The following is an 18,593-nucleotide window of genomic DNA, read 5'->3' on the forward strand; positions in this document are numbered from 1 at the left end:
GCCATCCCCCCTCGCACCGGCATCGGGCATTCGCTACCATCGCCGCACTCCCGACGTGAGATGCGGCATGTATATCTACCGACTGGTCCTGCTCCTGGTGGTGGGGATCTACCTGTTCTCCCCCGCCATCATGGATTGGTGGATCGACCCCAATGGGGCCTGGTACCGCCCCTACCTGCTCTGGCTGATCCTGATCGTGGTGACCTTCATCCTCCAGAGCCAACGCGATGCTGACGAGCTTTAGCCTGAGCCAGCTGATCCTAATCAGCGCGGCTTACCTGTTCACCCTGTTCGGCGTCGCCTGGCTCAGCGACCGTGGTTTCGTACCGCGGCGCATCGTCCGCCATCCGTTGACCTACACCCTGTCGCTGGGCGTCTACGCCAGCGCCTGGGCCTTCTATGGCACGGTCGGCCTGGCCTACCAGTACGGCTACGGCTTCCTCGCCAGTTACCTGGGCATCTCCGGCGCCTTCCTCCTCGCGCCCGTGCTGCTCTACCCGATCCTGCGCATCACCCGCACCTACCAGCTGTCTTCGCTGGCGGACCTGTTCGCCTTCCGCTTCCGCAGCACCTGGGCCGGCGCGCTGACCACGCTGTTCATGCTGGTGGGAGTGCTGCCGCTGCTGGCACTGCAGATCCAGGCGGTGGCGGATTCCATCGGCATCCTCACCCGCGAGCCGGTGCACGACCGCGTGGCCCTGAGCTTCTGCGCACTGATCACGCTGTTCACCATCCTCTTCGGTGCACGCCACATCGCCACGAGGGAGAAACACGAGGGCCTGGTGTTCGCCATCGCCTTCGAATCCCTGGTCAAGCTCACCGCCCTGGGCGGCATCGGCCTCTACGCGCTGTACGGCGTGTTCGGTGGCCCGCATGAACTGGAGCTGTGGCTGCTGCAGAACCAGGCAGCGCTCTCCACCCTGCACACGCCACTGCAGGAAGGCCCCTGGCGCACGCTGCTGCTGGTGTTCTTCGCCTCGGCCATCGTGATGCCGCACATGTATCACATGACCTTCACCGAGAACCTCAACCCCCGCGCCATGGTCAGCGCCAGCTGGGGCCTGCCGCTGTTCCTGCTGCTGATGAGCCTGGCGGTGCCGCTGATCCTCTGGGCCGGCCTCAAGCTCGGCGCCACCACCAACCCGGAATACTTCACCCTGGGCCTCGGCATCGCCGTGAACAGCGACGCCCTGGCACTGCTCGCCTATGTCGGCGGGCTGTCGGCGGCCAGCGGCCTGATCATCGTGCTGACCCTGGCGCTGTCGGGAATGGCGCTGAACCACCTGGTGCTGCCGCTCTACCAGCCGCCGTCGGAAGGCAACATCTACCGCTGGCTGAAATGGACGCGCCGGGCGCTGATCGTCGCCATCATCATGGCCGGCTACGGCTTCTATCTATTGCTGGGTGCCGAGCAGGACCTTTCCAACCTGGGCATAGTCGCCTTCGTCGCCACCCTGCAGTTCCTTCCCGGCGCCCTGTCGGTGCTTTACTGGCCGACCGCCAACAGCCGTGGCTTCATCGCCGGCTTGCTGGCCGGCATCGGCGTCTGGCTGTTCAGCATGCTGCTGCCGCTGGTGGGCAACCTGCAGGGCATCTACCTGCCGTTGTTCAACGCCATCTACGTGCTCGACGACACCAGCTGGCACATCGCGGCCATCGCCTCGCTGGCCGCCAACGTGCTGGTCTTCACCCTGGTCTCGCTGTTCACCGATGCCAGCGCCGAAGAGCGTGGTGCCGCCGAGGCCTGCGCCGTGGACAACGTGCGCCGCCCGCAACGCCGCGAACTGGTGGCCGGCTCGCCCCAGGAATTCTCCGCGCAGCTGGCCAAGCCGCTGGGTGCCAAGACCGCGCAGAAGGAGGTGGAGCAAGCCCTGCGCGACCTGCACCTGCCCTTCGACGAGCGCCGCCCCTATGCGCTGCGTCGCCTGCGCGACCGCATCGAAGCCAACCTTTCCGGGCTGATGGGGCCCAGCGTGGCCCAGGACATGGTCGAGACCTTCCTGCCGTACAAGTCCGGCAGCGAAAGCTACGTCACCGAAGACATCCACTTCATCGAGAGCCGCCTGGAGGACTACCACTCCCGCCTCACCGGCCTGGCCGCCGAGCTGGATGCCCTGCGCCGCTACCACCGCCAGACCCTGCAGGAACTGCCGATGGGCGTGTGCTCGCTGGCCAAGGACCAGGAAATCCTCATGTGGAACCGGGCCATGGAGGAGCTCACCGAAATCCCCGCCCAGCGCGTGGTCGGCTCGCGCCTCTCGGCCATCGCCGAACCCTGGAAGGGGCTGCTGGAAAGCTTCATCAACCTGCCCGACGAGCACCTGCACAAGCAGCGCCTGCAGCTGGAGGGCCAGACCCGCTCGCTGAACCTGCACAAGGCGGCCATCGACGAGCCCCTGGCCCCCGGTAACAGTGGCCTGGTACTGCTGGTGGAAGACGTTACCGATACCCAGTTGCTGGAAGACAAACTGGTGCACTCCGAGCGCCTGGCGTCCATCGGTCGCCTCGCCGCCGGCGTCGCCCACGAGATCGGCAACCCCATCACCGGCATCGCCTGCCTGGCGCAGAACCTGCGCGAGGAGCGTGAGGGCGACGGCGAGCTCACCGAGATCAGCAGCCAGATTCTGGAGCAGACCAAGCGCGTGTCACGCATCGTCCAGTCGCTGATGAGCTTCGCCCATGCCGGCGGCCGCCAGCAGGCCACCGAGCCGGTGTGCCTGGCCGACGTGACCCAGGACGCCATCGGCCTGCTGTCGCTGAACAAGCGCAGCGTCGATGTGGAGTTCTTCAACCTGTGCGACCCGGAGCACGTCGCCGAGGGCGACCCGCAGCGCCTCGCCCAGGTGCTGATCAACCTGCTCTCCAACGCCCGCGACGCCTCCCCGCCCGGTAGCGCGATACGCGTGCGCAGCGAGATATCCGACCACGCGGTCGACCTTATAGTGGAGGACGAAGGGAGCGGGATTCCCAAGGCGATCATGGACCGCCTGTTCGAGCCGTTCTTCACCACCAAGGACCCGGGCAAGGGGACCGGCCTGGGCCTCGCGCTGGTCTATTCGATCGTGGAAGAGCATTATGGCCACATCACCATCGAAAGCCCGGCCGACCCCGAACAACAGCGCGGCACCCGAATCAGGGTGACGTTGCCACGATTTGTCGAAGCGACGTCCGCTGTGATCTGAGACCGTCGAGAGAGCTGAATTTAATGCCACATATTCTCATCGTCGAAGACGAAACCATTATCCGTTCTGCCTTGCGCCGCCTGCTTGAACGTAACCAATACCAGGTCAGCGAAGCAGGTTCCGTCCAGGAAGCCCAGGAGCGTTACAGCATCCCCGGCTTCGACCTGATCGTCAGCGACCTGCGCCTGCCTGGCGCACCGGGCACCGAGCTGATCAAGCTCGCCCAGGGCACCCCGGTGCTGATCATGACCAGCTACGCCAGCCTGCGCTCGGCCGTGGACTCGATGAAGATGGGCGCGGTCGACTACATCGCCAAGCCCTTCGACCACGACGAAATGCTGCAAGCCGTCGCGCGCATCCTCAAGGAGCGCCAGGAAGGCAAAGGCGCCCCGGCCGAACGCAGCGGTAACGCGCGCGGCACGGAAAAAGCCGCAGCGAGCAGCAGCGCCGCAGACGGCGAAATTGGCATCATCGGTTCCTGCGGCGCGATGCAGGAGCTGTACAGCAAGATCCGCAAGGTCTCGCCCACCGACTCCACCGTCCTGATCCAGGGCGAATCCGGTACCGGCAAGGAACTGGTGGCCCGCGCCCTGCACAACCTCTCCCGCCGCGCCAAGGCGCCGCTGATCTCGGTGAACTGCGCCGCGATCCCGGAGACCCTGATCGAGTCCGAACTCTTCGGCCATGAAAAGGGCGCGTTCACCGGCGCCAGCGCCGGGCGTGCCGGCCTGGTCGAGGCGGCCGATGGCGGCACCCTGTTCCTCGATGAAATCGGCGAGCTGCCGCTGGAAGCCCAGGCGCGCCTGTTGCGCGTGCTGCAGGAAGGCGAGATCCGCCGGGTCGGCTCGGTGCAATCGCAGAAGGTCGATGTGCGCCTGATCGCCGCGACCCACCGCGACCTGAAGACGCTGGCCAAGACCGGCCAGTTCCGCGAAGACCTTTATTACCGCCTCCATGTGATCTCGCTGAAGCTGCCCGCCCTGCGCGAGCGCGGTAACGACGTGATCGAGATCGCCCGCGCCTTCCTCGCCCGCCAATGCACACGCATGGGGCGCGAAGACCTGCGCTTCGCCCACGATGCGGAGCAGGCCATCCGTCACTACCCCTGGCCGGGCAACGTTCGCGAACTGGAGAACGCCATCGAGCGCGCGGTGATCCTGTGCGAGAGCCCGGACATCTCCGCCGAGCTGCTGGGCATCGACATCGAGCTGGACGACCTGGATGACGACGTCTTCCTCGATTCGCCCATGCAAAGCGCCAGCAGCAGCCACGAGCCGACCGAAGACCTGTCCCTGGAAGACTACTTCCAGCACTTCGTCCTCGAGCACCAGGATCATATGACCGAGACCGAGCTTGCCCGAAAACTGGGCATCAGCCGCAAATGCCTATGGGAACGTCGCCAGCGCCTCGGTATCCCCCGCCGCAAATCGGGTGCAGCCACCTCCTGAGGCGGCGAACCTCAGGAGTAGAGCGGTGCGGGCGGATTGCATCGCTTTGTTACCGCGTTAATCTCTCGTAACAAAAGCCGGGTCTTAAGGTAACGAAAGCCCGGCTTTTTTGTACCTGCCGCTCCACCCCGAATCCCCGCAAGCCCTTGATTTACAAGGAATCACAAAAGTTGGCACGGCAACTGCTTTATCTCCAGTACAACAACAATAACAAACGTGTAACCCCACAATAAAAACAAGACGTATCGACTCCAGCACAACAAAAACAAAACCGCGGAGGCGCAGCTAACTGATTCTTTTGGAGAGGAGTTGCCTTTGGGGCTCGCCCCACAGCCAGGCTGAGAACAACAAAACTGCCCTAAGGCAGCGCCGGAACTGGTTGGATCACGGAATGATCATGGCACCGTCAGCGTCCAAAGCAATCCGTTTGCTATTGACCCTCGATTCGAGGGCATTTTCAGAGGCCAAGAGCCTGCTGGAACGGGTCAAACAACAAAAACACCAAGCCCGACACAACAATAAAAACAAAGCACGCACCAATTTGGGGGGGAGCTTCGGCTCCCCCAGTAGCTTTGACACACCCCCGCCGCTTCCTTCACCATCTCCCGACCCAGTGCTAGAATCCGCGTCCATCGTGCGGTCTTGTTCAATTCTGGCCGTCCATTCCGCAAAACAGTGCATCCCATGCTGAAGAAGCTGATCCAGTCTTTTCGCTCTCCCCTGCGCCGCGCGCAGCATCACCGCAGCACACCCGAAGTATTGAGCAATCGCCAACACTCGCTTGAGCGTGCGGATATCAGCCGCAACGCGGTGAACGTGGTCGAGCGCCTGCAAAAGGCCGGGTACCAGGCGTACCTGGTCGGTGGCTGTGTACGCGACCTGCTGCTGAACCTGGAGCCCAAGGACTTCGACGTGGCCACCAGCGCTACGCCCGAGCAGGTCCGCGCGGAGTTCCGGAATGCCCGCGTCATTGGCCGCCGCTTCAAGCTGGTCCACGTGCACTTCGGCCGCGAGATCATCGAGACCGCGACCTTCCGCGCCAACCACCCCCAGGGTGCCGACGAGGAAGACAGCAACCAGTCCTCGCGCAACGAGAGCGGCCGCATCCTGCGGGACAACGTCTACGGCAACCAGGAAGAAGACGCGCAACGCCGCGACTTCACCATGAACGCCCTCTACTACGATCCGGTCACCGAGCGCATCCTCGACTACGCCCACGGCGTACATGACATCCGCAACCGCCTGATCCGCCTGATCGGCGATCCCGAGCAGCGCTACCTCGAAGACCCGGTGCGCATGCTTCGCGCCGTGCGCTTCGCCGCCAAGCTCGGCTTCGAGATCGAGAAGCACAGCGCCGCGCCCATCCGCCGCCTGGCGCCGATGCTGCGGGATATTCCCTCCGCCCGCCTGTTCGACGAGATCCTCAAGCTGTTCCTAGGCGGCAAGGCCGAGTGCACCTTCGAACTGCTGCTGGAATACGACCTCTTCGCCCCTCTGTTCCCGGCCGCTGCAGCGTCCCTGGAGCGCGACCCGGAATACGCTGGCGCGCTGATCCGCCAGGCACTGGCGAATACCGACGAACGCATCCGCCAAGGCAAGCCGGTAACCCCCGCCTTCCTCTTCGCCGCCATGCTCTGGCCGGCCCTGCCTGCCCGTGCAGCGCTGCTGCAGGAACGTGGCATGCCGCCGATCCCGGCCATCCAGGAAGCGGCCCACGGCCTGATCCTCGAACAGTGCCAGCGCACCGCCATTCCCAAGCGCTTCACCATCCCGATCCGCGAGATCTGGGACATGCAGGAGCGCCTACCGCGCCGCAGTGGCAAACGTGCCGACCTGCTGCTGGAGAACCCGCGCTTCCGCGCCGGCTACGACTTCCTCCTGCTGCGTGAAAGTGCAGGCGAGCAAACCGACGGCCTGGGCGACTGGTGGACCGACTACCAGGAAGCCAGCGACAGCGAGCGTCGCGCCATGATCCGCGACCTCAGCAGCAAGGACGACGGCAGCGGCGCACCGCGCAAGCGCCGCCGTGGCGGCAGCCGTCGCAAACGCGGCCCGCGTGAAGGCTCGGCTCTAGCCAGCGAGTGATGATGGAACGCATCTATATAGGGCTCGGCAGCAATCTCGCCGAGCCCGCGGCACAGCTGGCCAGCGCCCTGCAGGCCATGGCCGCCTTGCCACGTACCCGCCTTGCGGCCGTCTCGTCGCTCTACAGCAGCGACCCGCTCGGCCCGCCCGACCAGCCCCGCTATGCCAATGCCGTGGCCGCCCTCGACTCCGAACTCATGCCCCTGGAACTGCTCGACGCCCTGCAGGCGATCGAACTCGCCCAGGGCCGCGTGCGCAAGGACGAGCGCTGGGGCCCGCGCACCCTCGATCTGGACATCCTGCTGTTCGGCGAGCGCACGCTCGACGAGCCACGCCTGCAGGTTCCGCACTACCACATGCACGCTCGCGCCTTCGTTCTCTATCCCCTCGCGGAGATAGCCGGCGGTGGCCTGAAGCTCCCCAGCGGCCAGCCCCTGCAAGCACTTCTGGACGCCTGTCCCTTCGAAGGGCTCGAGGTCGTGGGGCGCCTTCCGGGCATGGCGGTAACGCCGTAACAGATCGGTAACACCTGCAATTGACACCATGCCCCACCATCGGGACTATAAGCGTCCCGTTGCCCCGTGCCGGTGCAGAATCGGTACCGATGAGGACGTTTTCATGCCTGATGTGACCCTGACCACCCTTCAAGAGCTGAAGCAGAAAGGCGAGAAGATCGCCATGCTAACGGCCTATGACGCCACCTTCGCCCAGGCCGCGAGCCAGGCCGGTGCCGATGTGCTGCTGGTGGGCGATTCCCTTGGCATGGTCCTGCAAGGCCATGACAGCACCCTGCCGGTGAGCGTCGCCGACATGGCGTACCACACCGCCGCCGTGAAGCGCGGCAACCAGGGCGCGCTGATCATCGCCGACCTGCCCTTCATGGCCTATGCCACCCTGGAACAGACCTTCGCCAACAGCGCCGCCCTGATGCAGGCCGGCGCGCACATGGTCAAGCTGGAAGGCGCCGCCTGGCTGGCCGAGCCCATCCGCCTGCTGGCCGAGCGCGGCATTCCCGTCTGCGCCCATCTTGGCCTCACCCCGCAAGCGGTGAACATCCTCGGTGGCTACAAGGTGCAAGGCCGCCAGGAAGCCCAGGCCCGCCAGCTGCGCGCCGACGCCATGGCCCTGGAACAGGCCGGCGCCGCCATGCTGCTGCTGGAATGCGTGCCCAGCGAGCTGGCCGCCGAAATCACTCAGTCGGTGAAGATCCCGGTCATCGGCATCGGTGCCGGTAGCGCCACCGATGGCCAGGTCCTGGTGATGCACGACATGCTCGGCCTCTCCCTCACCGGCCGCGCGCCCAAGTTCGTGAAGAACTTCATGGAAGGCCAGCCCAGCATCCAGGCCGCCATGGCCGCCTACGTGAAGGCCGTCAAGGACGTCACCTTCCCGGCCGCCGAACACGGATTCTCCGCATGATCACCGTCAAGACCGTCCGCGAGCTGCGGGCCGCCGTGGCCCGTGCTCGTGGCGAAGGCAAGCGCATCGGCCTGGTGCCGACCATGGGCAACCTCCACGCCGGCCACGCCGCGCTGGTGGAGAAAGCCGCCCAGCGCGCCGATTTCGTCGTCGCCAGCATCTTCGTCAACCCGCTGCAGTTCGGCCCCAGCGAAGACCTGGCCAAGTACCCCCGCACCCTGCAGGCCGACCAGGAAAAGCTGGTCGCTGCCGGCTGCCACCTGCTGTTCCACCCGGACGTCGAGGAGATGTACCCCGACGGCATGAACGACCAGACCCGCGTCAGCGTTCCCCTGGTCTCCGAAGGGCTCTGCGGCGCCAGCCGTCCCGGCCACTTCGAGGGCGTGGCCACCGTGGTCAGCAAGCTGTTCAACATGGTCCAGCCGGACCTCGCCCTGTTCGGCGAGAAGGATTTCCAGCAGCTCGCGGTGATCCGCAAGCTGGTCCGCGACCTCAACATGCCGATCCAGGTCATGGGCGAGGCCACGGTCCGCGCCGAAGACGGCCTGGCGCTGTCCTCGCGCAATGGCTACCTGGACGAACAGCAGCGTGCCGCCGCCCCTGCCCTGTACCGCATCCTCAAGCAGCTGGCAACCTCCGTAGCCAGTGGCAACAGCGACTTCGCCGCACTGGAAGCCCAGGGCCGTGACGCGCTGAGCAAGGCCGGTTTCCGCCCTGATTACCTGGAAGTCCGCGAGGCCTCCAGCCTGCGTCCGGCGCAGCCCGGCGAGCGCGACCTGGTGATACTGGCCGCCGCCTACATGGGCAGCACGCGACTGATCGACAACCTCGCCTTCAGCCTCGAAAAGCAGGCCTGAAACCCGCGCCCGGCACGGCTTGCCCGCCCCTCGTGGTTCGGGCAAACTCTGCCGCCGCCAGCGTCCAGACAAGGAAAACGCCATGCACGCCATCATGCTCAAGGCCAAGCTGCACCGCGCCGAAGTCACCCACGCCGTACTCGACTACGAAGGCTCCTGCGCCATCGATGGTGAGTGGCTGGACCTCGCCGGCATCCACGAATACGAGCAGATCCAGATCTACAACGTCGACAACGGCGAGCGCTTCACCACCTACGCCATCCGCGGTGAAAACGGCTCGCGCATGATCTCGGTCAACGGCGCTGCCGCGCACAAGGCCAAAGTAGGCGACCGGGTCATCATCTGCGCTTACGCCCACTACAGCGAAGCCGAACTGGCCAGCTTCAAGCCGCGCATGCTTTACATGGCGCCGGGCAACGAGCTGAGCCACACCAGTAACGCCATTCCGGTACAGGTCGCCTAAGCCCTGACCCGCTAGACTGGAAGCCCGGAACACTCCGGGCTTTTTCATGTTCATAACCAAGTTGATTGCTTGAAGGCACGCCATGAACCACCACCTGACTCCGCTCGACGTAACCCAACTGCCCAGCTGGGGCGCGCTCTCCGCGCACCGTGAGGAGCTGGCCGGTTTCAAGATGCGCCAGGCCTTCCAGGATGACGCCGAGCGTTTCAAGCGCTTCACCCTCAGCGCCTGCGGGCTGCTGCTGGACTTCTCCAAGAACCTGATCCGCGACGACACCCTGGCCCTGCTGGTGAAGCTGGCTGAAGAAGCCCAGCTCAGCGAAGCGATCAAGGCGATGTTCCGGGGCGAGGTGATCAACGCCTCCGAACAGCGCCCGGTGCTGCACACCGCACTGCGCCGCCCCATCGGTGACAAGGTCCGGGTCGACGGCACCGACGTGATGCCCGAGGTGCACCGCGTGCTGCACCAGATGACCGAACTGGTGGGCTACGTGCACAACGGCCTGTGGCGCGGTTACACCGAGAAGCCCATCACCGACGTGGTGAACATCGGCATCGGCGGCTCCTTCCTCGGCCCGCAGCTGGTTTCCGAAGCCCTGCTGCCCTTCGCCCAGAAAGGCGTGCGCTGCCACTACCTGGCCAACATCGACGGCAGCGAGTTCCGCGAGCTGGCCTGCAAGCTCAACGCCGAAACCACCCTGTTCATCGTTTCCAGCAAGTCCTTCGGCACCCTGGAAACCCTGAAGAACGCCCAGGCCGCCCGCGCCTGGTACCTGGCCCAGGGCGGCAGCGAGGAAGAGCTCTACCGCCACTTCATCGCCGTTTCCAGCAACAAGGAAGCGGCCATGGCCTTCGGCATCCGTGAAGAGAACATCTTCCCCATGTGGGACTGGGTGGGCGGCCGTTACTCGCTGTGGTCGGCCATCGGCCTGCCCATCGCCATGTCCATCGGCATCTCCAACTTCAAGGAGCTGCTGTCCGGCGCCTACAGCATGGACCAGCACTTCCAGACCGCGCCCTTCGAGCGCAACATCCCGGTGATCCTCGGCCTGCTGGGCGTCTGGTACAGCGACTTCTGGGGCGCCCGCAGCCACGCGATCCTGCCCTACGACTACTACCTGCGTAACTTCACCGACCACCTGCAGCAGCTGGACATGGAATCCAACGGCAAGAGCGTGCGCCAGGACGGCAGCCCGGTCACCGCCGGCACCGGCCCGGTGATCTGGGGCGGCGTCGGCTGCAACGGCCAGCACGCCTACCACCAGTTGCTGCACCAGGGCACCCACCTGATTCCGGCCGACTTCATCGTCCCGGTGTCCAGCTACAACCCGGTGGCCGACCACCACCAGTGGCTGTTCGCCAACTGCCTGTCCCAGAGCCAGGCGATGATGCTCGGTAAATCCCGCGAGGAAGCCGAGAGCGAGCTGCGCGCCAAGGGCCTGCCCGAGGCCGAGGTGCAACGCCTGGCACCGCACAAGGCGATCCCCGGCAACCGCCCCAGCAACACCCTGGTGATGGAGCGCATCAGCCCTCGCCGCCTGGGCGCGCTGATCGCCATGTACGAGCACAAGGTCTACGTGCAGAGCGTGCTCTGGGGCATCAACGCCTTCGACCAGTGGGGCGTCGAACTGGGCAAGGAGCTGGGCAAGGGCGTCTACTCGCGCATCGTCGGCAGCGAGGAAACCCCCGCCGAGGACGGCTCCACCCAGGGCCTGATCGACTTCTTCCGCGGCCGTCACCGCGGCTGATGCAGCTGCCGCACCCGCCCCGGGTGCGGCACTCCCCCGCCAGGTACCCGCCGCTGCTAGCGGCAGAAACGCTGGCGGTACTCACTCGGCGTCACCCCCAACTCCAGCACGAACGCCCTTCTCAGGTTGTACTCGCTGATGAAGCCGGTGCGTTGCGCCGTGCGCTTGAGCGAGGCCGCCCCCGACTCCAGCAACCGACAGGCCGCTTCCAGGCGCATCTGGAACAGCAGCCGCGCAGGCCCCATGTCCAGCTCCTCCTTGCAGCGTCGATGCAGGGTGCGGGGCGACACTGCCAGCGCCGCCGCCATCGCCTCGATGTCCAGGTCCTCCTGCAGGTGCTCCCGCAGCCAGGCCGATAGTTGCTCCACCAGCCCGCCCACCGGCGCCTGCTGGGCCAGCAGCTCGGCGCTGAACTGGCGCTGCCCGCCAGGGCGCCGCAGGTACATCACCAGCCCCTTGGCCACCTGCAGCGAAACACCACGCCCCAGGTCCTCCTCCACCAAGCTCAGGCACAGGTCGATGCCCGCGGTAACACCCGCGGAGCTGTAGAAGGCCCCGTCACGCACGAAGAGCGCGTCCTCCAGCACCCGCACCGTCGGAAACAGCCGTTGCAAAAGCGCCGCGTAGCGCCAGTGGGTCACCACCTGGCGCCCATCCAGCAGCCCCGCGCGCGCCAGCAGAAAGGCGCCGGTGCAGACCGAACAGCAACGCCGCGCAACCTGCGCCACCTCGGCCAGCCAGCGCACCAGCCCCTCCGTCCCCATGGCCCGCTGCACGCCATGGCCGCCGGCCACCAGCAAGGTGCAGCCCACGAGCTCGGAGGGTGGCGGCAGCGCCTCGGCCTGCAACTGCAACCCGGTGGACGACGCCACCAGCCCCGCCTCAGGCGCCACCGTGCGCAAGCGATAAGGCGCCGCACGGCCGCCCGGCAGGTGCTCGCCGACAGCAGCGAACACATCCGCCGGGCCACTGGCGTCGAGCAACTGGAAATCGGCGAAGACCAGCAAGACGACGAGATGGGGCGGCGATTCGGGGGCTACGGACATGGGCCACCTGGCAGGCACTGACGAGGATTGGCGGAGTTTCATCCATCACTGTCATTCGCGCCAGGCTGGCACGATTAACACTCCAGGCAACCCGCCCGCCAAGGAGTCCCCCATGTCCCGCCTAGCCACCCTGCTGCTCGCCTGCCTGTTTTTCTGCCATCCCCTGCCCCTGAGGGCCGACGAAGCGCCCGAGCGTCTGCCCACCTACCAAAAGCGCTTCGAGCGCGAACGGCCGCTGGTGGCGGTGATCGGAGAAAACAGCATGACGGAACTGGTCGATTACGTTCTCCCCTATGGGCTGTTGAAGCGCTCGGGCGTCGCCGAGGTCGTCGCGCTTTCCACCCGGCCAGGGCCGATGCAGATGATGCCGGCGCTGCACCTGCTGGCCGACGGCAAGGTGATCACCACGGCCGGCGTCAGCGCCGCGATGCCCGTCTCCATTGCCCTGGTGGAGGCCATCGCCGGCACCGACCGAGCACAGGCGCTGGCCACGGGCATCGGCCTGGCGGACTGGTCGCCCCGCCACGACGGCGATGCCTTCGCCCTCGGCGCCGGCGGCTACCTGGCCGCCGCCGGCAATCTGCTGTCGTTCTGGCGTCACGAGGAGCTGGGGCTGGAGGTGCGACAAGGCGAAGACGAACTGGCCCTGGCCCTGCGTGCAGACGCCTGGTCGCGCACCTTCCGCTCCGAGGTCCTGGCACTGGCGGCGGATGCATCGCCCATCCGCACGGCCAGCGGCCTGGTCCTGCTACCGGAGCCCATGGCCGCGCACCCGGGTATCACGCACCTGCAGCCCACCGACGCACCGCTGGCCCGCCTCTTCGACCAGACCCTGGGCGCCATCGCCGAGCGTTACGACCAAGCCACCGCCGCACTGGTAGCAGCCCAGCTCGAGTACGCCCCTGCGCTGAACGAATAACCTTGGGGCGGGCTCAAACGCCTGTGCAAAGCCCGCGGACACTTGAACCGAGCAACTGCTTGGGTGCACCCTAGCCGGCATTGCGGCAACACAAAAACAAGGACCCGCCTCATGTACGAAATCAGCCTTCACGCCGTGCCCGAGGACGTGCGCAAGCGCGCCTTCCTGGATAACGATGCCTACCTGCGCCTGTACCAGCAGTCGGTGGATAACCCCGAGGAGTTCTGGAGCGAGCAGGCCACCACCTTCCTCGACTGGTTCCAGCCCTGGGACCGGCTGCACAGCAGCGACCTGCGCCAAGGTCAGGCCGAATGGTTCAAGGGCGGCAAGCTCAACGTCAGCTACAACTGCATCGACCGCCACCTGGAAAAACGCGCCGAGCAGGTCGCCATCATCTGGGAAGGCGACAACCCGGCCGAATCCGCGCAGATCACCTACCGCAAGCTGCACCAGCACGTCTGCCGTCTGGCCAACGTGCTCAAGGATCGCGGCGTGAAGAAGGGCGACCGGGTGTGCATCTACATGCCGATGATCCCCGAGGCGGCCTACGCCATGCTCGCCTGTTCGCGCATCGGTGCCGTGCACTCGGTGGTGTTCGGCGGCTTCTCCCCCGACGCCCTGCGTGACCGCATCCTCGACGCCGACTGCCGCGCCGTGATCACCGCCGACGAAGGCGTGCGCGGCGGCAAGTACGTGCCCCTCAAGCAGAACGTCGACAAGGCGCTGAAGGATTGCCCCGATGTCTCCACCGTCGTCGTGGTCGAGCGCACCCAGGGCGAAGTCGCCTGGGTCGAAGGCCGCGACATCTGGTACCACGAGGCCCTGCGCGGCGCCTCGGAGGAATGCGTACCGGAGTGGATGGACGCCGAGGACCCGCTGTTCATCCTCTACACCTCCGGCTCCACCGGCAAACCCAAGGGCGTGCTGCACACCACCGGCGGTTACCTGCTGGGCGCGGCGATGACCCACAAGTATGTCTTCGACTACCACGAGGGCGATATCTACTGGTGCACCGCCGATGTGGGCTGGGTCACCGGCCACAGCTACATCGTCTACGGCCCGCTGGCCAACGCCGCCACCACCCTGATGTTCGAGGGTGTGCCGAGCTACCCCGATGCCTCGCGCTTCTGGCAGGTGATCGACAAGCACCAGGTCAACATCTTCTACACCGCGCCCACCGCCCTGCGCGCGCTGATGCGTGAAGGCGAAGCCGCCGTGCGCAGCACCTCGCGCGCCAGCCTGCGCCTGCTCGGCAGCGTCGGCGAGCCGATCAACCCGGAAGCCTGGGAGTGGTACTTCAACGTCGTCGGCGAAAAGCGCTGCCCCATCGTCGACACCTGGTGGCAGACCGAGACCGGCAGCATCCTCATCACCCCGCTGCCCGGCGCCACGGCGCTGAAGCCCGGCTCGGCCACCCGCCCCTTCTTCGGCGTGCAACCGGTGCTGCTGGACGAACAGGGCAAGGAGATCGAAGGCGCCGGCTCCGGCGTGCTCGCCATCAAATCGAGCTGGCCGAGCCAGATCCGCAGCGTCTACGGCGACCACAAGCGGATGATCGAGACCTACTTCTCCGCGTACCCCGGCTACTACTTCACCGGCGACGGCGCGCGCCGCGACGAGGACGGCTACTACTGGATCACCGGCCGCGTGGACGACGTGATCAACGTCTCCGGGCACCGTATCGGCACCGCCGAGGTGGAAAGCGCCCTGGTGCTGCACGACGACGTGGCCGAGGCTGCGGTGGTCGGCTACCCCCACGATGTAAAGGGTCAGGGCATCTATGCCTTCGTCACCACCATGAAGGGCGTGGAACCCAGCGACGAGCTGAAGAAAGAACTGCTGGCCCTGGTCGGCAAGGAAATCGGCAGCTTCGCCAAGCCCGAGCTGATGCAGTGGGCACCCGGCCTGCCGAAGACCCGCTCGGGCAAGATCATGCGGCGCATCCTGCGCAAGATCGCCTGCAACGAGCTGGACAGCCTGGGCGACACCTCCACCCTGGCCGACCCCTCGGTGGTCGAGAGCCTTATCGACAAGCGCTTGAACCAGTAGATAAAGCTTGAAGCTGGGAGCTGGAAGCCGGAAGAATCACCGGGCGCCAGCTCCCGGCCTGCCTCGAACGCCTGACGATGAACCTTATCCGCAACCGCATCGAAAGCCAGATCCTCAGCCTCACCGGAGCCTCCCTCGGGCAGATCGACCTGGACAGCCCCAAGGGCGACCCGGGCTTGTTCGGCCCGGACTCCATGCCCTGGAAGGTCCACGGCGACTTCACCTCGATGATGATCGGCGGCATCAGCGCCCTGCTGTTGCAGATGCTGCACCCCCTCGCCCTCGCTGGCGTGTGGGACCACTCCAATTTCCGCCAGGACATGCTCGGCCGCCTGCGCCGCACCAGCCTGTTCATTTCCGGCACCACCTATGGCAACCGCCACGACGCGGAATGGCTGATCGACAAGGTACGCACCATTCACCTGCAAGTGGTCGGCAACGCGCCGGATGGGCGCCCCTATGCGGCCAGTGACCCGGAGCTGCTCACCTGGGTGCATGTCGCCGAGGTCAGCAGTTTCCTCGGCGCCTACCTGCGCTACCTCGACCCGCAGATGCCCGGCGCCGACCAGGACCGCTACTACGCGGAAATCGCCCTGGTGGCCGAACGCCTTGGCGCCCGCAACGTGCCCAAATCGCGCCAGGCCGTCGCCGACTACCTGGAAGCGATGCGCCCGCAGATGCTGTGCGACGAGCGCACCCTCGAAGTGGTGCGCCTGCTGCGCGATGCCCCCGCGCCCAGCGCCCTGGCGAAGCCCTTCGGCAACCTGATGATGCAGGCCGGCATCGAATTGCTTCCCACCTGGGCCCTGGCCATGCTCGGCCTGCGCCTGCCCGACTGGCAGCGCCCGTTGATCCGCGCCGGCGTGCAGCGCACCGCACCGATGCTGCGCTGGGCCCTGCGCAACGGCGCCTCCGTCCGCGCCCGCCGGCGCATGGGCCTGCCCACCCGCTGAGTGGCTGGCCGGTCACACGGGCCTGTGCGACCATCGGCCACTTTCCGGTCACAGCCTGAACCGATTACCCGCTTCGAGGACAGAAACCATGCAAGACGTCGTCATAGTCGCCGCCACCCGCACCGCCGTCGGCAGCTTCCAGGGCTCGCTGGCCCACATCCCCGCCCCCGAGCTGGGCGCTGCGGTGATCCGCCAGCTGCTGGCCCAGACCGGCCTCGATGGCGCCCAGGTGGATGAAGTCATCCTCGGCCAGGTGCTCACCGCCGGCTCCGGGCAGAACCCCGCGCGCCAGGCCGCCATCCTCGCCGGCCTGCCCAATGCCGTGCCGGCCATGACCCTGAACAAGGTCTGCGGCTCCGGCCTCAAGGCCCTGCACCTGGCTGCCCAGGCCATCCGCTGCGGCGACGCCGAGGTGATCATCGCCGGCGGCCAGGAGAACATGAGCCTCGCCCCCTACGTCATGCCCGGCGCCCGCACCGGCTTGCGTATGGGCCACGCCAAACTGGTCGACACCATGATCCAGGACGGCCTGTGGGACGCCTTCAACGACTACCACATGGGCATCACCGCCGAGAATCTGGTGGAGAAGTACGGCATCAGCCGTGAAGCCCAGGATGCCTTCGCCGCTGCCTCCCAGCAAAAGGCTTCCGCCGCCATCGAAGCCGGCCGCTTCGTGGCTGAGATCACCCCGATCCTGATCCCGCAGAAGAAGGGCGACCCCGTCGCCTTCGCCACCGACGAGCAGCCTCGCGCCGGCACCACCGCCGAGTCCCTGGCCAAGCTCAAGCCGGCCTTCAAGAAGGACGGCAGCGTCACCGCCGGCAACGCCTCCAGCCTCAACGACGGCGCCGCCGCCGTGCTGCTGATGAGCGCCGAGAAGGCCAAGGCCCTGGGCCTGCCGGTGCTGGCGCGCATCGCCGCCTACGCCAATGCCGGCGTCGACCCGGCGATCATGGGCATCGGCCCGGTTTCCGCCACCAAGCGCTGCCTGGAGAAGGCCGGCTGGAACCTCGGCGAGCTGGACCTGATCGAAGCCAACGAAGCCTTCGCCGCCCAGGCCCTGTCGGTGGGCAAGGAGCTGGGTTGGGACGCCGAGAAGGTCAACGTCAACGGCGGCGCCATCGCCATTGGCCACCCCATTGGCGCCTCGGGCTGCCGCGTGCTGGTGACCCTGCTGCACGAGATGATCAAGCGCGATGCGAAGAAGGGCCTGGCGACCCTGTGCATCGGCGGCGGGCAGGGCGTGGCCCTGGCCATCGAGCGTTAAGCCACTCGCCACGCCATCGAGACCCTGCGCGAGGCCCACACCGGCCTCGCCGCACTCGGCGCCAAGCCGTTCCCGCTTTGTTAAACTGCACGCCCTTTCCTCCGAGACGCCGCGCATGCCTTCCGATCTCCCCCAGGCGCTGCGCGCCGCACTCGACGCCCGCCAGCCCCTGCTCGCCGACCTGCATGCGCAAGGCACCGACTGCTACCGCCTGTTCCATGGCAGCCAGGAAGGCGCCTCCGGCCTGACCATCGACCGCTACGGCCCGCAACTGCTGGTGCAGAGCTTCCACCAGACGCTGCAGCGCGACGAGCTGCTGCAGGCCGCCACCCAGGTGCAGGAACGCCTCGGCGAGCCACTGCTGCTGGTCTACAACGACCGCTCCCAGGGCAATTCGCGCATCGATCGCAGCGACCCCGTGTACCAGGCCGAGCCAGACGCACTGGTCGACCTCGTCGGCCACGAATGGGGCCTGAACTACCGGGTACGCGGCCGTCATCCCGGTCAGGACCCGCTGCTGTTCCTCGACCTGCGCAACGCCCGCGGCTGGGTAAAGCGCCACGCTGCCGGCAAGTCGGTACTCAACCTCTTCGCCTACACCTGTGGCGTCGGCCTGGCTGCCGCAGCGGGAGGAGCCAGCGAGGTGTGGAACCTGGATTTCGCCGAGGGCAACCTGGCCGTCGGCCGCGAAAACGCCGTGCTCAACCCCGGGCTTGCGCCCATGCGCTTCGTGCAGTCGGACTATTTCCCGGCGATCCGCCAGTTGGCCGGCCAGACCATCGCCCGGCGCCACGGGCAGAAACTGCCCAGCTACCCACGCCTGGAACAGCGCCCGTTCGACCTGGTATTCCTCGACCCGCCCGCCTGGGCCAAGAGCGCCTTCGGCACCGTCGACCTGCTGCGTGACTACCAGAGCCTGCTCAAGCCGGCGATCCAGGCCACCGCCGAGAACGGCACGCTGATCTGCTGCAACAACCTGGCGAAGGTGGCTATCGAGGACTGGCGCGAACAGGTGCTGCGCTGCGCCAGCAAGCTCGGCCGTCCGGTGCGGGAATGGGAGCAGCTGCTGCCGGCAAGCGACTTCCCCTCCCTCGACGGGCGCCCGCCGCTGAAGACCCTGGCGCTGCATTTCTGAAGCGAGAACCGCCCTACGAAACC

15 protein-coding genes are annotated in these 18,593 nt (G+C 66.5%); 14 read left to right on the forward strand and 1 reads right to left on the reverse strand.

Annotated features, from left to right (window positions below; genetic code table 11):
• Positions 1 to 67 precede the first annotated feature (67 nt).
• The 9 genes from RTW82_RS05760 to pgi all read left to right on the forward strand — a co-directional run bounded on the left by RTW82_RS05760 (position 68) and on the right by pgi (position 11,201).
• Positions 68 to 244 carry a hypothetical protein gene (locus tag RTW82_RS05760; RefSeq protein ID WP_003095129.1) on the forward strand — a complete coding sequence of 59 codons (177 nt, stop codon included), beginning with the start codon at positions 68 to 70 and terminating at the stop codon, positions 242 to 244.
• Positions 228 to 3,182 (forward strand): sensor histidine kinase, encoded by a 2,955-nt coding sequence (locus tag RTW82_RS05765; RefSeq protein ID WP_031287630.1) that lies wholly within the window; start codon positions 228 to 230, stop codon positions 3,180 to 3,182. Before RTW82_RS05760 ends, RTW82_RS05765 begins: the two co-directional genes overlap by 17 nt.
• A gap of 23 nt (positions 3,183 to 3,205) precedes the next feature.
• Positions 3,206 to 4,630: a sigma-54-dependent transcriptional regulator gene (locus tag RTW82_RS05770; protein ID WP_021219320.1), complete on the forward strand. Its 1,425-nt coding sequence runs from the start codon at positions 3,206 to 3,208 to the stop codon at positions 4,628 to 4,630.
• A 684-nt stretch (positions 4,631 to 5,314) separates the two neighbouring features.
• Complete coding sequence (locus RTW82_RS05775; protein WP_316924513.1) at positions 5,315 to 6,715, forward strand: polynucleotide adenylyltransferase PcnB; 1,401 nt, start codon at positions 5,315 to 5,317, stop codon at positions 6,713 to 6,715.
• A gap of 2 nt (positions 6,716 to 6,717) precedes the next feature.
• Positions 6,718 to 7,230, forward strand: a complete 513-nt coding sequence (folK, locus tag RTW82_RS05780) for a 2-amino-4-hydroxy-6-hydroxymethyldihydropteridine diphosphokinase (protein ID WP_316924514.1) — start codon at positions 6,718 to 6,720, stop codon at positions 7,228 to 7,230.
• Between the two features lie 103 nt (positions 7,231 to 7,333).
• Entirely contained in the window at positions 7,334 to 8,134 is an 801-nt protein-coding gene (panB, locus tag RTW82_RS05785) for a 3-methyl-2-oxobutanoate hydroxymethyltransferase (RefSeq protein WP_263404323.1), read from the forward strand.
• On the forward strand, positions 8,131 to 8,991 hold the full coding sequence (gene panC, locus RTW82_RS05790) for a pantoate--beta-alanine ligase (RefSeq protein WP_316924515.1): 861 nt from the start codon (positions 8,131 to 8,133) through the stop codon (positions 8,989 to 8,991). The genes panB and panC overlap by 4 nt, the downstream gene beginning before the upstream one ends.
• Before the next feature lie 82 nt (positions 8,992 to 9,073).
• Positions 9,074 to 9,454 carry an aspartate 1-decarboxylase gene (gene panD / locus RTW82_RS05795; RefSeq protein ID WP_021219325.1) on the forward strand — a complete coding sequence of 127 codons (381 nt, stop codon included), beginning with the start codon at positions 9,074 to 9,076 and terminating at the stop codon, positions 9,452 to 9,454.
• A gap of 82 nt (positions 9,455 to 9,536) precedes the next feature.
• On the forward strand, positions 9,537 to 11,201 hold the full coding sequence (pgi, locus tag RTW82_RS05800; protein WP_184491017.1) for a glucose-6-phosphate isomerase: 1,665 nt from the start codon (positions 9,537 to 9,539) through the stop codon (positions 11,199 to 11,201).
• Between the two features lie 56 nt (positions 11,202 to 11,257).
• On the opposite strand, the gene RTW82_RS05805 is transcribed toward pgi, so the two are convergent.
• Positions 11,258 to 12,247, reverse strand: coding sequence for a GlxA family transcriptional regulator (locus tag RTW82_RS05805; protein ID WP_316924516.1), 990 nt, complete (start codon positions 12,245 to 12,247; stop codon positions 11,258 to 11,260).
• 112 nt (positions 12,248 to 12,359) lie between these two features.
• Here RTW82_RS05805 and RTW82_RS05810 point away from each other — a divergent pair, with 112 nt between their 5' ends.
• The 5 genes from RTW82_RS05810 (at position 12,360) to RTW82_RS05830 (ending at position 18,570) form a co-directional block, all read left to right on the forward strand.
• Positions 12,360 to 13,166: a hypothetical protein gene (locus RTW82_RS05810; protein ID WP_316924517.1), complete on the forward strand. Its 807-nt coding sequence runs from the start codon at positions 12,360 to 12,362 to the stop codon at positions 13,164 to 13,166.
• Positions 13,167 to 13,277: 111 nt separating this feature from the next.
• On the forward strand, positions 13,278 to 15,215 hold the full coding sequence (acs, locus tag RTW82_RS05815; protein ID WP_316924518.1) for an acetate--CoA ligase: 1,938 nt from the start codon (positions 13,278 to 13,280) through the stop codon (positions 15,213 to 15,215).
• A gap of 77 nt (positions 15,216 to 15,292) precedes the next feature.
• A complete protein-coding gene (locus RTW82_RS05820) occupies positions 15,293 to 16,168 on the forward strand; it encodes an oxygenase MpaB family protein (protein WP_316924519.1) in 876 nt (291 codons plus the stop codon).
• A gap of 88 nt (positions 16,169 to 16,256) precedes the next feature.
• Positions 16,257 to 17,435 (forward strand): acetyl-CoA C-acetyltransferase, encoded by a 1,179-nt coding sequence (locus tag RTW82_RS05825; RefSeq protein WP_316924520.1) that lies wholly within the window; start codon positions 16,257 to 16,259, stop codon positions 17,433 to 17,435.
• Positions 17,436 to 17,550: 115 nt separating this feature from the next.
• A complete protein-coding gene (locus tag RTW82_RS05830; protein ID WP_316924521.1) occupies positions 17,551 to 18,570 on the forward strand; it encodes a class I SAM-dependent rRNA methyltransferase in 1,020 nt (339 codons plus the stop codon).
• The last annotated feature ends 23 nt before the right edge of the window (positions 18,571 to 18,593 follow it).

It is taken from the genome of Pseudomonas sp. zfem005 (assembly GCF_032621735.1).
GTDB classification, from domain to species: Bacteria; Pseudomonadota; Gammaproteobacteria; order Pseudomonadales; family Pseudomonadaceae; genus Metapseudomonas; species Metapseudomonas solani.